A 19,888-nucleotide genomic window follows, 5' to 3' on the forward strand; every position below is an offset into this window, starting at 1 on the left:
TGTTATTTAACGGTTAAGTAGGAAGAAAGTTTGAAGAATCGTAAAATCTGAAAATTTTATTACTAGCTTTATGCGTAAGTATTATTTAAACCCCTTTTACATAACCGGCATGATTAACTGGAAACTGTAAATTTTTTACATGAAACCAACGTTAATTATACTGTTCATTTTTACTGGTTACGCGCTTCTTTCCTGCAAAGGAAAAAATACTGAAACTACGCAGGTTGTTCCTGAAGTTAAGGTTGTTGTGGCTGGTCAGAAGACCATACCTGTTTTTACAGAGTATGTAGGCCAGGTGTACGGACAATCAGATGTAGAAATAAGACCGCGTGCAGAAGGCTGGATAAAGAGCCTCAATTTTAAAGAAGGTAGTCACGTTCAACGTGGTCAGCTATTGTATGTAATACAAGACGATGAATTGCGTGATCGCGAACAGGCTGCCGCAGCGCAACTGGCTGAAGCCAATATATTGCTTGTTAAAGCAAAAGCTGATCTTGATCGCGTAAAGCCACTGGCAGAAATGAATGCGTTAAGCAAACGCGACCTTGATGCAGCACAAGCCAGTTACGATGCGCAGCAACAGGCGGTATCATCTGCTGGTGCCACACTAAACAACGCGCGTACACAACTAAGTTATTCCCGCATTACAGCTCCGCTGGATGGTATTATAGGTGTTTCCAAAGTGCAGGTTGGCGACTATGTAAATAAAGGCATAGGGCAGCAGCCAATTAATACAATTTCATCTGTAGGCGCCATGCGCGTACGCTTTTCCATATCAGAAAATGATTACCTGAAGTTTAAGGAAAAAATGACTTACCAAACTGCAAAGGAACTTGAAGTCTCTTTTGTTTTGAACGATGGTACGCCCTTTCCTGAAACCGGTAAACTTGATTTTACTAACCGTGAAATAGATCCGACAACAGGTTCGTTGCTGGTGCAGGCTGTTGTTGCAAACAGATCAGGCCTGCTGCGTCCTGGCCAGTATGTAAAAGTGCGGTTTAAAGCTGACGAAATACAAAATGCCGTTCTTGTTCCGCAGGAAGCAATCAACCAAATGCAGAATGTGTATATGGCTTTTGTGGTGAATGACAGTAGTAAGATCAATCCACGTCCTGTAAAAGCAGGCGTTCGGTCAGGTAGCAACTGGGTTATTACAGAAGGTATAAAACCGGGCGAAAAACTTGCGCTCGTGGGTAATACCTTTATTAAGCCTGGCATGACCATCAAGCCGGTAATGACCCCATATTCTTACGACTCTACTTCAACTAAGTAATAGACTAACAGAATACAATAGCAAACCCATTCAATCTTATTCATGAGTGAATTTTTCATCCGGCGGCCAATATTTGCCATGGTAATATCCATTCTAATGGTAATACTAGGGTACCTCGTACTTCGAAGTACACCTATCTCTCAGTATCCAGAGATCACGCCACCCATGGTACAGGTAAATGCTACATATAATGGAGCAAACTCTGTAAACATGGAACAAACTGTAGCTACGCCGATAGAACAACAGGTGAATGGTGTGGAAAATATGCTTTACATGCGTTCCGTAAATGCGAACGATGGAACGATGCGACTTGAAGTTTCTTTCGAAGTAGGTGTGAATCTTGATAACGCCAACATGCTTACGCAAAACCGTGTGTCGCAAGCCAATCCTTTCCTGCCTCCCGAAGTAACTCAAATGGGTGTTACGGTAAAAAAATCGCTCACCTTCCCGCTGATGCTGGTTTCTATTTCATCTCCCAACAATACATACGATTCAAAGTTTCTGAACAACTATGCATTCATTAATGTAGTGGATGAATTGAAACGTATTTATGGTGTGGGTGATGTGTCTGTGTTTGGCGGATCCGAGTATGCGATGAGAGTTTGGGTAAAGCCTGACAGGTTGTCTAAATATGACCTTACTGTACAGGATGTGATGAATGCACTGAAAGTACAGAACGTGATTAAGCCCGGTGGTAGTTTTGGTGGAGAACCTGCTGCAGCAGGAACTCAGAATACTTACACAGCTCTGCTCCAATCACGTTTAATAACAGAGAAGGAATTCGGCAATATCATACTTAAATCAAATCTGAATGGTGCATTGGTTCGTATAAGTGATGTTGCAAGAATTGAGCTTGGTACGGAAAACTACAACATGACGAGCAGGATCAATGGTTCAAGCGCTTCAACTATCGCTATCTACCAGATCCCTGGTTCTAATGCGCTTGCTGTTGCCGAGGCAGTAAGGAAAAGAATGAAAGAGTTGCAGGAGCGTTTTCCGCCCGACATGAAAATGGATTTTGCGTTAGATACAACACTTGCTGTAACCGCGGGGATAGATGAAATTATTCATACCCTGCTTGAAGCAGTTGTACTCGTAATAATCGTGGTGTTCCTCTTTCTGCAGGATTGGCGCGCAACCTTGATTCCGTTGCTTACAGTACCGGTTTCACTCATTGGTACTTTCATTGTGTTTCCTTTACTTGGTTTTTCGGTGAATGTGCTTTCACTGTTAGGATTGGTGTTGGCAATTGGTCTTGTGGTGGATGATGCCATTGTGGTAGTGGAAGCAGTAATGCATCATATAGAACATGGCAAGTCGCCAAAAGAAGCAACCAGTCTTGCTATGAAAGAGGTGGGTGGTCCGGTTGTTGCGATAGCCGTTATTCTTTCAGCCGTGTTTGTTCCCGTAGCATTCACAGGTGGAATAACCGGAAGATTGTATCAGCAGTTTGCGATCACCATTGCGATATCGGTCTGTTTCTCGGCATTCAATGCGCTTACATTAAGCCCCGCGCTTGCTGCGTTGCTGTTAAAGCCGAAGAAGGATCAAAAAGGTCTTCTCGCCCGTTTCTTTGCAAGCTTTAACCGTGGCTTTGATAAGTTCACCAATGGTTATGTTAAAGTGGCTGGTTTCTTTGCACGAAAATTAATTATATCATTAATAATACTTGGTGGAATCGTGGTTGTAGCCGGTATGCTTGGTAAAAGAATTCCTTCCGGCTTCGTCCCTGAAGAAGATCAGGGCTATTTTATTATAAGCACACTACTACCTGATGCTGCGTCTCTTGAGCGCACAGATGCTGTTACAAAAAAGGTAGAAGCTATTCTGAAAAGTATTCCGGAAATAGACCTGTATACAACAGTTAATGGTAATAACCTGTTGAATAATACTGTTGCTCCCAATGCTGCTACATTCTTCATTACATTGAAGCCGTGGGAACACAGACACAAGACGGCGCTGGATGTTGTTCAGGAGATCAACGCCATCTGTATGAAAAACATTTCCGAAGCAACGGTGTTAGCAGTAGGGCCGCCGCCCATCATTGGTTTGGGTAACGGTGCAGGTTTTACGATGATGCTGCAGGATCGTGGCGGTAACTCTCCTCAATACCTTGCGCAGCATGCACAGGCATTTATTGCTGCGGCAAGTAAACGTCCTGAAATTGCAAAGATCTATACACTCTTCCGCGCCAATGTTCCTCAAAAAAGTATCCAGGTAGATAAAGAAAAAGTAGATAAGCTCGGTCTGAACCTGGACAATGTGAACAGTACAATAGCAACCTTACTTGGAGGAACTTTTGTAAACAACTTTAATCAGTTCGGGCGACAGTATAAAACTTATGTAATGGCTGATGCGGATTTTCGTAACCGGCCGGAAGATCTTCAACAGTTCTACTCACGCAATGCAACAAATGAAATGGTGCCGATAAGTACGGTCATTCAGATAAAAGACACGGCGGGTCCCCAGTATACCAACCACTTCAATATTTATCGTGCTGCAGAAATAAATGGTGTGCCTGCCCAGGGATATAGTTCAGTCCAGGCATTGCAGGCACTTAAAGAAGTTGCAGCGCAAACATTGCCCGCTGATATGGGCTACCAGTGGAGCAATATCTCTTACCAGGAAGAAGCCGCGGCAGGAACGGGTGGAAAAGCTTTCTTAATGGCCCTTCTCTTTGTGTTCCTCATCCTGGCCGCGCAATATGAAAGCTGGAAATTACCGTTCAGTGTGTTGTTGGGAACGCCGTGGGCTGTGATGGGCGCGTTTCTCGGACTGTTTTTAGCAGGTATGTTTTCGCTAAGCTATGTAAATAATGTATTTGCCCAGATCGGGTTGGTGATGCTGATCGGGTTAAATGCGAAGAATGCCATCCTGATTGTTGAGTTTGCAAAGATGAAGCTTGAAGCAGGGCAGCCAACACTTGATGCTGCATTAGACGGTGCCAAGCTACGCTTCCGCCCGATATTGATGACTTCGTTTGCATTCATACTTGGGGTTGTGCCCTTGCTTACAGCAACAGGTGCGGGCGCAGAAGGACGAAAGGTAATGGGGATGTCGGTATTCGCAGGTATGCTGACTGCAACGATCATTGGTGTGGTGCTTATCCCCGCATTCTTTGTTCTGATTGAAAGAAAGAAAAAGAAGAAAAATCAAGAAATCGCAGCTTCCGATACACCTCAACATGGATAGACAATGAAAGCAAAATATACATATCATCTTCTTTTAGCTACGCTGATGTTGTTAGGCGGATGTATGGTGGGGAAGAAATATACTGCACCTGAACAGCCTGCTGCCATTAGCTATAGAGACACTGTTCGTATTGATACGGCTAAGTTAATGGGCTGGTTCGATCTTTATAATGACACAGCATTGCAGACAATTATTAAGACCACACTGGATAGCAACAGGGATATGCTTACCGCCGCAGCAAGAATTGCTGAAGCAAGTTTACAGGCTGCTGTAATAAAATCAAACCTGTATCCTCAGTTTAGCTATGCATTGCAAGCAGGTGGCGGTAAAGCCGGATCTGATGCCGTTAAGGTGGCTGGAGGTGTTGATGGCGCCGCGTTCAATGCATTTGGTGTGCTTAACTGGGAGATAGATATATGGGGTAAGATAAGGCATGCCAGCAGGGCTGCATTAGCAAGCTATTTGTCCAGCGTATATAATCGCAATGCATTGCAGGTTAGCCTTGTTGCGGAAGCTGCTTCGGAATATTTCTTATTGCGTGACCTGGATAACAGGCTGGCAATTGCTCAGCAAACATATGCTAACAGGCATGAAGTTACAGGCATTATTACCGAGCGTTTTAATAAGGGGTATGTAGCAGAGCTGGATAAGTTATGGGCAATGCAGCAGGAAGCTATTGCAGGAGCAACCATTCCTTCTCTGAAAAGACAAATTGTGCAGGTAGAAAATTCATTGCGTCTTCTGATGGGAGAGGGGCCGGGAACGGTGGCGAGAGGTAAGTCAATTTTTGATCAGACTATTACTCCTGATATCCCCGTGGGGCTTCCTTCCCAGTTGATAGAAAGACGTCCGGATGTTATATCTGCAGAGCAATCATTGCGCTCACAATTTGAACAGATCGGTGTTGCTCAGGCCAACAGGCTGCCTTCATTCAGCCTTACAGGTTTGCTGGGTTTTGCAAGCCCCGCGTTATCAACTTTCCTTTCTTCAAAAGGATTTGTAGCTAACGGCTTCGGAAGTTTGGTAGGACCGATATTTAATTTCGGCAAATTGAAAAATTTGGCTGAAGCTGAAAAGAGAAAATTTGACCAGGTATATTATCAATACCAGCAAACAGTGTTAGGAGCCTTCGGTGATGTAGACAATGCGCTGACGTCCTACAGAACTTATGCGGAAGAGTATGCGCAAAGAACCAACGAGGTTGATGCAGCGGCAAAGTCATTGGTTCTCTCACAGGCCAGGTATGATAACGGATATACTGCTTATGTTGAAGTGATTGTTTTGCAGAACAATTTGTTTGATGCCCAGTTGCAGCAATCGATAGCGCTGCAGGGAAAATTGAATTCGTTAGTTCAGCTATATAAATCTTTGGGCGGCGGATGGTGAGGGGAGAGAAGGTGAATAGTGAATAGTGAATGGTGAATGGTGAATAGTGAATGGTGAATGGTGAATAGTGAATAGTGAATGGTGAATAGTGTAAGTTCAAAAGTGAAAAGTAAAAACACTCAGATTCAGTCCTTTTAGAAGCTCGTTGATTATAGTGCTGCAGCACATTTCACGATTGACCATTCACTATTGACTTTTTTAACCGTAAATCCGCCTGAAGCTTAACCGTTAAACAACTGCGCCCTAAGAAAATTTTGTAAGGTTGCCATACCTTGGTTATGGCAGAAAATTATTTCAGTAAATCAAATCTTTTCACAATGAAAAAAAGCTATTTGTTGGTAACCGTTTTATCGGTAACCCTGTTTGGCTGTCTTAAGACTCCCGATACAGACAAGCTGTCGAATAGTTTTGTTGTGCAATCTGCAAAGGACGCTAACGCCAATTTCAGTAGCTACAAAACTTATTACATTTCGGATACGATAGCGCTAGAAACAACCAATCAGAATGACAGTCTTTGGATTGGAGATGATGCAAAACAACTTGTCAACGCTGTAAAGCAAAACATGGATGCACGCGGCTACAGTTTTGTTGCTAAGAACACTCATCCGGACCTTGGGCTGGGGCTTACTGCAGTGAAGGATCTTAACCTGGGCGTTATCTATCCTGGCTGGTGGTGGGGATACTGGGGAGGCTGCTATTGGGGATGGTGCGGTTATCCGCCTTATTACCCGTACGGTGGCGTGGTGTACAGCATTCCAACCGGTACACTCATATTGGACATGATAGATCTGAAGAATGCCAGTGCAAATGGTAAACTCTTTGTGCCCTGGAGCTCTGTTATGTCGGGTGGTCTCGGAAATTCTTCCAATGATCTTCAATTGGGTGTTGAAGCCATTAACCAAGCATATACACAGTCACCCTACATTACAACACATTAATAAGCAACTTCAAACTGTATATCATGAAGAAAATTATTATAACACAGGTGCTTGTATTTTTTTGCGTGATATCCGCACTTGCGCAGAAGCAACTGGGTGCCATTTCATGGGAAATGAATTTTCCTACGAATAACGATTACCTCACCAAGACAAGCTACAGGGGCGGTAAAATTGAGTACCGGTATTTCTTTAAAAAGAATATGTCTGCCGGCCTTGCTTTAAACTGGGCCAATTATGAACAATACCTGCCGAGACAAACATTCCAAAAGCCTGACGGAAATAGCGCCGTAACAAGTGATTTTGTTGCGCAGGCATACCAGTTGCCCATCACAGCAACCTACCATTACTATTTTGAAGGTGGTAAAACATTTAAGCCGTACATAGGCGTTGGATTGGGCGGCCAGTATCTCGGACAGTCGCTTTACTACAATGTGTATGTGACGGATGATAATAACTGGGGCTTTGTTGCGCGGCCGGAAGTGGGTGTACTTATCAAGCCTGAAAAGAGTGCCGGCTGGGGATTTCTTGTGGCTTTGGGGTATAGCTATTCCACCAATAAAAACGATCTGCTGAACCGCGACAGCTTTAAGAATTTTGGGATAAGTATTGGATTTGCATTTGGACAATAGAAGACCGTAAGAGCGTAAGATCGTAAGACAGTAAGAGCGTAAGATTGTAAGACAGTAAGAGGGTTTGCATTTTTAACAACATAAATTCTGACAAATGAAAAACTTCCTGGTATTTGGTATTTTACTTGTGTCATTGTCTGCTGCGGCGCAGCCCACCAAGGATGACATTAACCTTATACAATCTATGTATGGTAAGGATAAACGGGACCTGATGCAGGAATATCTGCAGATCACTGATTCTGCTAAGTCAACTGCATTCTGGAAGCTTTATGACAGCTATGAGACTGAAAGAAGAAAACTCGGCCAGGACTATATAGCCCTCTTGGAGGAATATGCAAAAACTTATCAGACCATGGATGATAAAAAAGCGGACGAGCTTGTTACTAAAGCTTCCGCAAACAATATTGCTTACGAAAATTTGTATCTCAAATACTATAAAAAGATCAAGCCTGTGATCGGCGGCCTTAAAGCAAGTCAGTTCTTCCAACTTGAAGCCTATATGCGTAACACAGTACGCTCGGCCGTGCTCGATCAAATTCCTTTCATTGGCGAAATAGACCGGAAAAAGATGCAAGTAACGCAATAGCAATCAGCAAGCAATTACGCCTTTGTAACAATACATTAAACCACCAAAAAAGGATGTACTTCGCATCCTTTTTTTATTATTTAAATCGGTTGCATCATCGCCAACACAACTCCGATCTTTTCATTTTTTCCATCTTACCTATCTCCCCATCTTACACGTCTTACGGTCTTACGATCTTACGATCTTACTGTCTTACTGTCTTACTGTCTTACGGTCTTACGATTACGGTCTTCTCTACACCGCAGCCATCACCACACTTCCTGCTTGCCTCATCCAGCTCTCTGCGCTGGCGTTTTCAAACTTTGAAACGGTAATGCCTACAATTTCATCCTGTACTTTAAAGATAGAGGATTTGGTAAGAGATGTTTCATGCAGTTCACACCACATCTGTTGATAGTTGCTTGTTCTGATTATCTGGATGTTAGTGCGTATTCTATCGCCTGCGTACTGTAGATGCCCCGTAATGACAATATCGGCACCTGAATTGGTTGCCAGTTCCCTAATGTCAGAAGTCCTGCTTAAAAGGCTTGTAATGGCCTGGGGTGCTATAACACAAATGCTCTCGAAATGCATTAATGCGGAACTCAATTGCATTGTTAGTCCGTTGGTAAAAGATTCAAGCAGATCGTTATTCTTCTGGTAGGTGAAAGGAAGCACTGCAACTACCATGTTAGGATGCCCGATGTATGAGCTGTTGCTGCTTTTTCTTGAAAGACTGGCAACAGGTGCAAACGTGCCGGTGCTATCGCTTTTTGTTGTAGTACTGAATTCCGGAACGTATTTTCCTTTTGGTATGGAAATATACACTGTGTTTGCTATATCAGCGTGGTGATAATAATCATCCAGCGCGCGTCTCAATCTGCCTGCGTGTATTCTTACTATACCGTTTTCAGACGGTTTAAAATTAGCCGGTTTGCCCAATACGCCCACGGCAATGGTGTATTCCTTAAGGCAATTGGCACGGCCATTCAGTGTTTCATTTACAATGAATACAAGAAATCGTTTCAGTATTTCAGATTCTACAAAAACGGGATCTTTAAATATTTTTGTCATCTGATCCTGGATCGCTTCTTTTGGGATTGACGCTTCATTTTGCGTCCATTGAATAGGGGTCATAACAATAAGTTTAGTTTTTCTAAATAGGCAGCATCCGGTTAGCGCAGCATAGGTTTTGCAAATGGGTAAATGTTTCAATTGACATGCTGCGTGATCTCTCCTTTTACATTTTCATACAGTTGGCCAAGCGTTGTGAATGCACCGGACATCATGAAAAAAAGTTCCGACTGCGAAAATGACTCCAGTGATTTTACAATCGCCCAGTAGGTGATAAAATGATATTTTCCTTCGTGTATTACATCACGCATGATCTGAAATCCGAGGCAGGTGTCAGGTATTTGCGTAGATGCCAAACGATAAGTTTGTTCAAATTCTTTTTGATTATGTTCGGGAATGAACCCGGATAATTTTAAGTAATACATATATGTGGTTACAGAAAGTTTATGGAGGTATGAAGAATGTTCAGATTTGGTATCTATAGATTTCAATTTGTATGCCAGTAAAAATTGCAGCATAGCTTTTTTATAACATATTGATTTTTACTGGCTATCACTGTATGTTGAGGTGATGCAAATAATGACCTCTATCGAAATTTAAAACACGTATCGAAATATCGATAGCAGTAGAGGGCTTTCCATAGCCGCATTCGGTTGCTGGTTGTTTTTCTTTTCATTGGTTGTCATTTTTCATTTACAGGTTTTCGCGATAAATGTTCAATTTTTTTAATCGCGATCTCAGTGTACTTGGATGCAGCCCCAATCTGTTAGCTGCGCCGCTTTCGCCATTGATCCTTCCATTACATTCTTCCAGTATTTTCAGGATATGATTTTTTTCTACCTCTTCAATAGTTGATGAAGAAACAATTGTTGTATCATCGTTAACCGGGTTTTGGTTATTTAATCCTTCGAGTCTCAGTGTGTGCCCTTCTGAAGAAATAACAGAACGTTGTATTACATTCATTAACTCACGGATGTTGCCTGGCCATTTGTATTCGCACAATCTGGTCATGTCAGCCTTGCTTACGTCGGTGATCTGTTTGTTATGTTCAGCAGATATTGTTCTAACAAAGTGTCCTACAAGCAGCGGAATATCTCCGGGTCTTTTTCGTAGTGGAGGAATAGTGATGGGAAATACATTCAGCCGGTAAAAGAGATCCTCCCTGAAATGCCCTTCAACCACTTCCCTGGATAATTCCCTGTTTGTTGCTGCGATAATGCGTACGTCAACCTTTATTGTCTGTTGTCCGCCTATCCGTTCAAATTCACCACTCTGCAGCACCCTTAATAATTTGGGTTGAACAGAAAGGGGCATTTCACCTATTTCGTCCAGGAAGATAGTGCCTTTATGTGCCAGTTCAAATCTTCCTTTACGTGCTTGTAAAGCGCCGGTAAATGCGCCTTTTTCGTGGCCGAACAATTCACTTTCTATCAGTTCAGGTGGAAGCGCCGCACAGTTTATTTTGATGAACTGCTTATCACTACGGAAACTGTGGCTATGTATAAAGTGTGCGAAAATCTCTTTGCCCACACCGGTTTCACCGTTCAGAAGAACACTTGCGTTTGTGTCGGCTACCTTTCTTGCTTTTTGCAAAGCATACAATACTGCGTTGCTTTGACCAATAATACCAGTTTCCATGATTTGGGAACTGGTTTCGCACGTCGATGGAAGACTTTCTTTTTCAAGTTCATTTTTGAGTAGCTTCAACTGCATCAGTGCGTCTTCCTTATCTGTTATGTTGTTGCCAATATTCATCGTACCTTTAAGCTTTCCATCCTCATCATACATAAGCATGTTTGTCCAGCTTATCTTTAGCCCGGTGCCGTCTTTTGTGCGGACCTCAGTAAGAAAATTGGCGATTGTTTGTTGAGTTTGTATTGTTTTTGTGTAAAGCGCTTTTAAAGTATTGCCTGTACCGGCCATAGGAAACTTTTCAAACCAATTTTGGTTCAGCAATTCCGAAGCTGAATGATAGCCGAGCGTTTTAACTGTATAAGGATTAACGAAACTGATATTACCGTCTTTGTCCAGGGCAACGATCAGAAGTTGTGCTGCGTTCAACAGGGAGTTCCATTGAGTTTGTTCCTGATTCAGCTTTTTGATGATGTGGTATTTTTCAAACAGTTTGTTCCTCAACCTGAAGCTTATAATACATACAAACGTGAGTAGATTGAGGTTAAACGGAAAGAATATTCTAATGCCGCCTGTCTGCTGTTGATCTTGATTGGTCTGATAAAGTACGCCTGCAAACAGCAGTAGTCCATAGATCAGCATTGCTGTAAAAAGCCATTTAGCTTCCTTGCTCTTGCCTTGTTTTTTCTGATGCCTGGCTGCGAGCATTCCTTGCGCCCATATCAGTGTCAGCGGAACCAGCATAAACCAAATCCAGTTGGGGCTATCATTGCGTTGCTCTGTAGACACCATCAGCACAAAAGCAACAGCAAGTAAACCATTGATTACTAATGAAAGTTTTTTTCTGTGGTAATTGCTGTAATAGCTGATAAACCAGGGTAGCAGCAGGTAATGTGCCCATAAAAAAGAACACTTAACGTAAAAGGAAAAAGGATAGGGGGCTTGTACTTTTGTAATAAATCCCGCAGGGGGAACAACAATAAACAGCAATACAAGCAGTGCCAGTATTCCAAACAGCACATCTATCTTTTCACCATCTTTATGCATGCCCACAAACAGGTTTATCAGACCCGCAATGAGAGCAGCTCCTGCAGTAATAAATGCAGTTGCGAAAATAATTGGTTCCATCCGACAGTTTTAAACTGGCGTCTTAAGGGGTGTAATAAATAGGTCCTGTTTTCGTGGTAATAATCAAGGGGTACTTTAGATCATTCTATTATTGCGGCCGGCGCAGTTAGTTGCGGCGTTAAGACGTAACCAATAAGTTTTTTAGCAAAGCAGATCCTGAAAAAGTTTTTTTTTTAATGCAATTCCTGGCGAATGTTACGTCCTCGTAATAAATTTAATAAAAAAAGCCAATCTGTAACTTTTTCTTGACCGGGCCAACTGGTGTTCCGCATTGGTATTTAACTGTATTACAATCATTTGAATAATTTGTTGCAAAAACTGCAATAAATCTTTTAACAAACTATAAAATCCAGCCATAAGAGAGGTATAAAGAAAACAGGCTACCGGTAATGGCAGCCTGTGTTCCTGGTTGGATCCTATGCTGGTTGCTGATAATTATTGTGGTCTTGCAGATACTTCCGATGAGAGTGGTCCTTCACCCACACTATTCAACGCTGAAATAACATAGTAATAGGTTGTGCCATTTGTTTTGTTTCCATCAACATAAGATAGTGTGTTACCGTCCGAGGTGGTTTTAATCAGGTTGTATTTGCCTGAAGCGGTGCCACGGTAGATCTTATATCCCGTAATGGTGGTGCCACCTGTGTTGGAGGGTTGCCCCCATGAAAGCGTTACAGTAGTACTTGCTGCTGTAGCCCTCAAATTGGTAGGTGCTGTCGGCAAAGTATATGAAGATGCCGTGTATCTCACCTCGTTTGATTTAGGAGACTCTGCAGCTGAATTTACTGCCGTTACTGTATAATAGTAATTTGTGCCGTTAGTGAGATTCGGATCTGTATAAGTAAGTGTACTGCCTCCCACAGTTGTAAGCAACGTGCCTGATCCAGATGCATTGCCACGGTATATCTTGTAATTGGTAATTGTTGCGTTACCATTGCTTAATGGTGCTGACCAATTTAGCGTTGCTTGTAATATGCCGGCCACCAGGGAAAGATTTTGAGGTGCAGATGGTGCTACAGGTGGCGGAGTAACCAATACAGAAACTTCATTTGACTTCGCGGACTCCATATGGTTTCTGGTACTGGTCACAGTATAGTAATAAGTGGCGGGAGTAAGGCCAGCATCGGTATAGGTTGTAACATTCTTGGCAACGGTTGAAACGAGCTCTGTGGTAAAGCCTTTCACGGTTCCCCTGTAAACTGCATAGCCGGTAATTGAATCCGCACCAGAAGCTGGTGGGCTCCAGTTTAAAATTGCTTGTCCTACGCCCGGTTGTGCTGTAAGACCTTGCGGAGCTGGAGGTAAAGGTTCCGGTGCAAGAGAAGCCACAGCATCTGCTGAAGGCTGGGATTCGCCAACTTTGTTTATTGCTGTTACTTTATAAATGTAAGTAAAGCCAATAGTTACACTGGTATCGGTATAACTAAGCCCTGAATTTACAGCTACACTACGGTCTGAACCTCTCATTGCGGTTGATCTGTATACCTGGTAAGATGCTATTGGTGATCCGCCGTTGACTGATGGTGGGTCCCATGTTAATACAACACTTTTCCCTTGCGGAGTAGCAACCAGGTTTGTTGGTGGTGCCGGCACTGTTGGCATAACAGAGTCAGAGGATGTTTTGCTGTAAACATCTTTTCTTCCATCGTTGTAATACACGGTGATCTTATCCTGTCCTACAGAAAAGATTGCGCCGGGAGCTGTTGGGCCGGGAGGGGGAACAACTGAACTAGTGTCTGGTGGAGGAGGAGTTACATGGTTTGTATCCGGAATACCTTCAGTACCGCCGATATATTCATTCGGAACGTTGTCTTTTATCTTGGGCCACAAGGTTGGATCGTAGGCGAAATTGGTGATAACACCAGGTATAGATGCCAGAGCGCCATTGCTTGTTCCATTCTGAATGTACATAGCCTCCCTTGGGGCATTGGAACCACCCTGGAGTACTACATTGGTCATAAATAACTGCATTGCGCCGAGATTGTATCCTCTGTCATAACGGTTGTCAATATAAACAGCATTACTATTACCCATTTTGGCGGTGTTTTTCAATACGATATTGTTGTAATAAACCTGTCCACTGCTAAAGATGGTTAAGCCGGAGCCCACGGATCCATCCACATAAAAATCGCTAAAACTACCAGTGGTGGCATCTTGCACGGCTATGCCGCTTCTTTGTCCTGACTGGCTTGCTGTACCTGCATTGTACACTTTAAGGCCGGAAACATCACAGTTCTGTGCATTGGTTATCTGAAATCCATCCCATCCACAATTTGTAGCAGAACAGTTTCTGATTTTCAAGCCAACAATAGGAGGTGTTTTGAAACCATTGTACATATCGGATGTCTGACCGATATAAAAGCCTTCGTTATTACAGTTCTCTGCAGAACAGTTTTTCAGGGATACATCTCTGATAACAAAGTTGGGGTACGCAAAGGACTGATTAGCGGGGTCTGTCTTAATCATGAATCCTACCGATACTGTATTGATTGATACATTTTCAACAGCCAGGTTAGTGCACCCGCCCGCTTTAAAGCCGATCGCACCGCTTACACCCTGTACGGTAAGACCATACGCTTTGAAATAGGAGCTCCCTGAAATCTCTATGCCCCTGTTGCTGGCACCACCTATTATAACGCCGGGAACTGCGGTAACCACAACGGTATCTTTTATAGTTCCTTTGAGATTGTTAATGTAGAAACTGGTGATGTTTTGGTTAATTAATAATGTGTCACCGGGAGCATAATTTAAGGATGAGGCATCCTGAATGTAAATGCCGGTTCCTCCGGCATCAGGATTAAGTGTGATTGTTTTGGCCTGACTAACATACATAGTCGTAGCCATGCAAAAAGTAAAAATTACCTTTTTCATAATCTTTTTATTAGCGTGAGGAAATAGGATATCAGCCTGTGTATTTCAGCATTAAACACAACAGTATTAAAGGCCCATAAATCATGAGATGCTTGAGGATATATCCCTGTGTTTAGTGGAAAACACAGACAATTACAAGATACAACAAGTTATGTCATGTGTCAAGAGGCATGCAAAAAATATGTTTAAAAAAAGAGGGTAGCAAACCTTTTTTTATTCCAAATCTGGCAGTTGTATATAAGATAATCAAACATTTTTTTTATTGAAGATATTAGTGCACAGATATGTAAATCACCTTATAGCTAAAAGAAAAAGTATATCATTTATAAGCAAGGCCTTTTGTTCAGAAGCTTAGTTGTTTTTAATAGTACTAATAACATTTTGAATCTTCAATTTGGTTGCAGCTTATTTGGTTCCGTTTCCACGAATAAAATCTCTATACTCTGGTATAAGACGCAAAGTATAAGCACTTAATCCTCATATGTTGTAAAGAGCTTGATATAAGTAATTGGTTTTTGTGAAGCGGTATAAAGGTATACGTAGTTCACGCGCAAGTAAAATGAATGCTCAATACCTGAAAACATTTTTTTTTCAAATTTTTTTGCAAATAAAACCATGGTTGGTTTTTACCGTAATTTAAGTTGTTTATTATATGTCTAACCGCTGCGTCAGCAGGCAAAGAACAAGAATTCATTTAACCGTAAAACAAACGTATATAAACGCGAATGGTGTAAATTGATAACAATAACTTAATGAGGAGCTATTCCTTTAAAAAGCATGTAATATTTCAAACCATCGAATTATGAAATCCGCAAAGCCCGCAGCTGCTCTGAGGCAAAAAGGGCAGACCAAATCATCCATAAAAAAAATGCCTGCACCCGGGGGAAATGGACAATTGAAATCCGATTCATGGGTGGGTAAAATACCACACATAAAACCCGGTCGTTATGCAGATGGATTGCCGTTTCCTGATTTTAATTATCTCGCATTTAAGCTGATCCTAAAGCCCAACAGGTTTGTTTCGCGTGACAGTTTGTTCGACTTTGGGAAAGTGATCAAAGCTCCTGCAGTGGAAAATGGAATGAGCTTTAGCGTTGGTAACTTTGCCAACAGCCCTGTAAAGATCCGCGAAGTGATTTTTATTGATACGGATGACTTCAGGCTTTATAATAATTCTTTCATACTAAGACGCAGGATAACTTATGTGGATGGCTTTCCTGTAGGCGACCCGGAAATTGTATTTAAATACCGGAATCCGGATTTGCAGATGACGGCTGAAACAGATGTAAGGCCTCAGATACAAGGGGACTACCAGGTTAAATTTAAATGTCAGGTTTTGCCGCTTAAAGACCGGCTGGGAGGCATTCGTATTCTATATTCAAACAACGTGCAGTTTCCCAGGAAGAATGTTACTCAAAACGATGTACTGTCCTTTGATGTGGTTTCGCAGGTATTTCCAGCCCTGGAGTCCTTGAAAAATAAAGAAGGAGAGCGCATAAATCTTGTGAACGGTGCGATAGTGGAAGAAGTTTTGCAGGATATTGGAATGATTGACTTTGGTGACGGGATTACTGCAAAGGCAAATGTCGGCATCTGGCGCACGCGGGGTGAACACAGACCCCTGATTGGAGAGTTTGCATACCAGATCAAATTCCGCGATCGCAAAGAACTTGACCGCGAAGCTATGAAGCGTGCAGAAGCTTTTTTCCTTGCTCTGCAGTATTCCGCAAAAGACTGGATAGCTTTAAATGCCACTAAAACGGGAGTTGTGTACAGGCTTCTTGGTAATCCGCCAAAATCTTCAGAATAATATGGCCGGCAAGTCGTCAGAAAAAGCCACGGCGCTAATGCACGCATGGCAGCTTTCATTTGATCATATTCTTGCAATACGCTTTGCTATAAATGTGGCCCTCGCAACCTGGATTGTTTGGGGTTCCCTTCGTCTTATTAATGATACAAATCCGATATGGGCCATCGCGTCTATGGTTGCAGCTTCAGATCCTCAGCCTGTAGAAGCGCGCAGAATGTTTAAAGCAAGACTTGTGAATGTTGCCGTTGGCTGTGCCGTAGGGCTGGCTTTTTTGGTTTTCGGTAAGGCACAACAATGGATGTTGCCTGTAGCGCTTGCAGTAACTGTGCTGATTTCTTCGTTTGTTATACGCATTAAAACCATGTGGCGGCAGGCGCCTATTACAGCGGCAGTGGTAATTGCTTCCGCAATAAATCATGAATCAGCCAAAACCGGCCTGAGCTATGGATTACACAAAGTGGCTGAAGTTGTTTTCGGGTGTCTGGTTGGGCTTCTTGTGAGCTGGATGATGTCAAAATTGTGGTTGATTCAGTCAATGCCGGAACCGCAGTCTTCATCTCAAAAAAAGTAAAAAAAGCCTTCACATTGTATATCTTGTAGGCGAAACGATGCAGGGTAAATAGTATTAATTTTTTAACCAATAACCCTGCATCGTTGCTATCAGACTCGTTGCAGAACGTCTGCGACAACTCATCTATTTTTGATCGCTAGTGCTGAATTGTCGTGTATTGCCACTGTTGTAAAAGTTGATTTTTACTCCGGGCTTTTTCAAATACTTTGCTTTTAATTTTTGAAACAGTTCAGCGGGCTGTCGTTTATCGTTTACAATCAGGCCATCTGATGAAAACTGCAGGGAGTGCAGATCCTCTTTGGTCGCAATTACTTTTTCGCTGATCAGATCATTCGTTATCGCGGCCAATAGTTTTCTGTCTTCTTCAGCATGTTTGCGATCTATTTCAGCCTGGGCCCTGTCGTGGTCTGCTTGTTTCCTGTCTTCTTCAGCGCGCACCCTGTCCTGTTCCGCTTGTTCACGATCGCGCGCTGCCTTTTGCATGTCTAATTCTGCCAGTTCACGATCTTTTTCTGCACGCTCGCGGTCATTCTCCGCCTGTGCCCTGTCCAGGTCAGCCTGGTGCCTGTCTTTGTCAGCCTGCTGTCTGTCCACCTCGGCCCGGGATCTGTCTTTTTCCGCTTGCTCCCTGTCTCGCTTAACCTGATCAAGAATTTTCTTCACCATCGGCTCATATTTGGGAAAGTCTTGTTCCGGAATCTTCTTGCCGTCGATTACAAGTTCAGTGATCTTTTCATTTTTTAGCTCAATTTTATACAGTGAGCCATTCCGATAGGTTGTGACATGTTCAATTGCATCGTCGGTCGGGTCAGACTCGATAGTGAGAAAACTCTGATCGTTGCTTTTTAATTGTGTGGTTTTAGTTCCCTTTGAAGCGTTTGTTTTTGTCTGTGCGTGGGTGTTCAGCGAAAGCAAAGCTATCGCAAGGGCTGCTAAGCTTGCAGCCATAACATTTGTTTTCATTTCCTTTTTAATTTTAATAATGAGCAAGAACTACCTGTTCGGCTTGCAGTAAATTTTAAAAGTTAATTGTAAATGATGATTAACTCGCATGGTATCAGATCATGCATCTGACATGATGATTACATGCAGACATGTTGTAATGTGGCAATCCTGCCGGTCAGACATGATTTAATATTTACCAAACGATTATCCGGTATTAAACGGGATGATACATAAAGTGCGCATCTTTATGGTTCCACAGAAACCGCCGGAGTTTTATATTGTTGTGGTAGTGTTTTGTTTTTATTGGTAGTTTGAGAAGCCTCAAAAGCCTGCCGCCTGTCGCGGTCTGCCTTCTTCCTGTCTTCCTCAGAGCGGGCTCTGTCAACGTCTGCTTGTTGTCTGTCTTTTTCGGCTTTTTCGCGGTCTTTTATTGATTGCTCAAGATCGCGTTCGGCCCGCTGCCTGTCCAACCCGGCCATTACTCTGTCGGCGTCTGCTTGTTGCCTGTCCTTCTCAGCCTGCAGCCAGTCTTTATCAACCTGGGCTTCATCTGACAGCAAGAGTGTGTGGCCGTTTTGTGTTAACACCAGCTGTTTTTCATACTCATAAATTTGTGGATCATCTGTTTCTTTAACTGCTTCTGCTCTGCTATCCTCATCTACTGTCTTTGTTGCATTTTGTTCTATGTAGTGATCAGGTTCGTGCTTCCTGTTTTTTTCCTCCGCATTTTGTATTGAAGTTTCATCATGAGTGATAATAACGTGTTCCTTTTTTTCTGTTGATGTAGTGGTTGCCATTACCGGTGATATGAATCCTTTGGTGTTTTGAGGCTCAACTATTTTGCTTTTGCCTGCTATGCCCGCTAAAACAAAGCATGCGCAAATGCTTAGCGTAAAGAATATTTTTTCATGAAGGCTTAATGAATTATTTCTGTTGTAGGTAATGCGCATAACGCGTTGTACAAGTTGCTTTTTCGTTCCCGGAAATGCCGTAGTATATGAAGATCCGTATAAGGAATGTTTAGTGAAATTAACAAGCGCCTCAACAAACTGCTTCCTGGAATTTGTTTGTGCCAGCGCAATATCATCACAGCAATGTTCTCTTTCCTGTTTAAGAACTGCAGAGACCCAAAGAAAACCCGGATTGAAAAAGAAGATTGTTTGCATGATCTGTTGAACAATATTCACCAGGTAGTCATTACGCCGGATATGGGCCAGTTCGTGTAGCAGCACTGCTTCAACCTGGTCTTGCGGTAAGTGATTGAGCAGGCCGACAGGCATATAAATAACCGGTTTTAAGTGACCTATCACAACGGGCACTTTGGTGATCGCCGATTCCATTAAAACAACTGTTCTTTGCAGGTGTATCTTTTTTGAGAGGGTGATTAATGCCGCCTGCCATTTTGGTTCCGGTGTTGATAGATGATGCGTTTGCACACGGTGAATGAAAGTAAAACCTATGCTGATCTGTATGCATTTTAATAAGAAAACCATAAACCAGGCAAGAACAATTGTGTTGGCGTTAGCGGTGCAAAACAGTAGCAGTTTGTTCATTAAATACGTTAGGCCGGGTTGCTCAAGAAATCCTGTAGTATTATTGCTAAGTGTGCCCGGTTCTGCGTGCAATATAGAATAGCGCTCTTCAGCCAGGGATTGAAAGAAAGTATAAAGACAAGTGAGCAAGAAGATAAAAAACAGAAAACTGATGATATTATATCTGACTGCTGACTGTTTTTTCCTTGTGAAAAGTATGACCAACGAAGTGGCGATGCAAAGTAAAAGCCCCTGCCATAGTGAGTGAAGCAGCATTTTTGAGAATGCCCGCACCAGTACTTCTACTGATAAGGATGTAAGTAACGTTGTCATACAATTTGA

General features: G+C 42.6%; 14 protein-coding genes. 8 read left to right on the forward strand and 6 right to left on the reverse strand.

Annotated features, from left to right (window positions below):
* Positions 1 to 139 precede the first annotated feature (139 nt).
* The 6 genes from QTN47_RS18515 (at position 140) to QTN47_RS18540 (ending at position 8,004) form a co-directional block, all read left to right on the forward strand.
* Complete coding sequence (locus QTN47_RS18515; protein ID WP_369330899.1) at positions 140 to 1,273, forward strand: efflux RND transporter periplasmic adaptor subunit; 1,134 nt, start codon at positions 140 to 142, stop codon at positions 1,271 to 1,273.
* 42 nt (positions 1,274 to 1,315) lie between these two features.
* Positions 1,316 to 4,465 (forward strand): efflux RND transporter permease subunit, encoded by a 3,150-nt coding sequence (locus QTN47_RS18520; RefSeq protein ID WP_369330900.1) that lies wholly within the window; start codon positions 1,316 to 1,318, stop codon positions 4,463 to 4,465.
* A gap of 3 nt (positions 4,466 to 4,468) precedes the next feature.
* Positions 4,469 to 5,851, forward strand: a complete 1,383-nt coding sequence (locus tag QTN47_RS18525) for an efflux transporter outer membrane subunit (RefSeq protein ID WP_369330901.1) — start codon at positions 4,469 to 4,471, stop codon at positions 5,849 to 5,851.
* A gap of 317 nt (positions 5,852 to 6,168) precedes the next feature.
* The gene (locus QTN47_RS18530) at positions 6,169 to 6,789 is read left to right on the forward strand and encodes a DUF4136 domain-containing protein (protein ID WP_369330902.1); all 621 of its coding nucleotides are present in this window, start codon (positions 6,169 to 6,171) and stop codon (positions 6,787 to 6,789) included.
* A 23-nt stretch (positions 6,790 to 6,812) separates the two neighbouring features.
* The gene (locus QTN47_RS18535; protein WP_369330903.1) at positions 6,813 to 7,418 is read left to right on the forward strand and encodes an outer membrane beta-barrel protein; all 606 of its coding nucleotides are present in this window, start codon (positions 6,813 to 6,815) and stop codon (positions 7,416 to 7,418) included.
* 94 nt (positions 7,419 to 7,512) lie between these two features.
* Positions 7,513 to 8,004: a hypothetical protein gene (locus QTN47_RS18540; protein ID WP_369330904.1), complete on the forward strand. Its 492-nt coding sequence runs from the start codon at positions 7,513 to 7,515 to the stop codon at positions 8,002 to 8,004.
* A gap of 234 nt (positions 8,005 to 8,238) precedes the next feature.
* Here QTN47_RS18540 and QTN47_RS18545 read toward each other — a convergent pair whose 3' ends face one another.
* The 4 genes from QTN47_RS18545 to QTN47_RS18560 all read right to left on the reverse strand — a co-directional run bounded on the left by QTN47_RS18545 (position 8,239) and on the right by QTN47_RS18560 (position 14,688).
* A complete protein-coding gene (locus QTN47_RS18545) occupies positions 8,239 to 9,120 on the reverse strand; it encodes a hypothetical protein (RefSeq protein ID WP_369330905.1) in 882 nt (293 codons plus the stop codon).
* A gap of 74 nt (positions 9,121 to 9,194) precedes the next feature.
* The gene (locus tag QTN47_RS18550; protein ID WP_369330906.1) at positions 9,195 to 9,575 is read right to left on the reverse strand and encodes an antibiotic biosynthesis monooxygenase family protein; all 381 of its coding nucleotides are present in this window, start codon (positions 9,573 to 9,575) and stop codon (positions 9,195 to 9,197) included.
* Positions 9,576 to 9,750: 175 nt separating this feature from the next.
* Entirely contained in the window at positions 9,751 to 11,817 is a 2,067-nt protein-coding gene (locus tag QTN47_RS18555; RefSeq protein WP_369330907.1) for a sigma 54-interacting transcriptional regulator, read from the reverse strand.
* A 435-nt stretch (positions 11,818 to 12,252) separates the two neighbouring features.
* Entirely contained in the window at positions 12,253 to 14,688 is a 2,436-nt protein-coding gene (locus QTN47_RS18560) for a fibronectin type III domain-containing protein (RefSeq protein ID WP_369330908.1), read from the reverse strand.
* A gap of 802 nt (positions 14,689 to 15,490) precedes the next feature.
* Between QTN47_RS18560 and QTN47_RS18565 the strand changes: the two genes are divergently transcribed.
* Positions 15,491 to 16,498 (forward strand): hypothetical protein, encoded by a 1,008-nt coding sequence (locus QTN47_RS18565; RefSeq protein ID WP_369330909.1) that lies wholly within the window; start codon positions 15,491 to 15,493, stop codon positions 16,496 to 16,498.
* A 1-nt stretch (position 16,499) separates the two neighbouring features.
* Complete coding sequence (locus QTN47_RS18570; protein ID WP_369330910.1) at positions 16,500 to 17,069, forward strand: FUSC family protein; 570 nt, start codon at positions 16,500 to 16,502, stop codon at positions 17,067 to 17,069.
* 123 nt (positions 17,070 to 17,192) lie between these two features.
* On the opposite strand, the gene QTN47_RS18575 is transcribed toward QTN47_RS18570, so the two are convergent.
* A complete protein-coding gene (locus QTN47_RS18575; RefSeq protein ID WP_369330911.1) occupies positions 17,193 to 18,017 on the reverse strand; it encodes a hypothetical protein in 825 nt (274 codons plus the stop codon).
* 242 nt (positions 18,018 to 18,259) lie between these two features.
* Positions 18,260 to 19,879: a M56 family metallopeptidase gene (locus tag QTN47_RS18580; protein ID WP_369330912.1), complete on the reverse strand. Its 1,620-nt coding sequence runs from the start codon at positions 19,877 to 19,879 to the stop codon at positions 18,260 to 18,262.
* Positions 19,880 to 19,888 lie beyond the last annotated feature (9 nt).

Source organism: Danxiaibacter flavus (assembly GCF_041060425.1).
GTDB classification, from domain to species: Bacteria; Bacteroidota; Bacteroidia; order Chitinophagales; family Chitinophagaceae; genus Danxiaibacter; species Danxiaibacter flavus.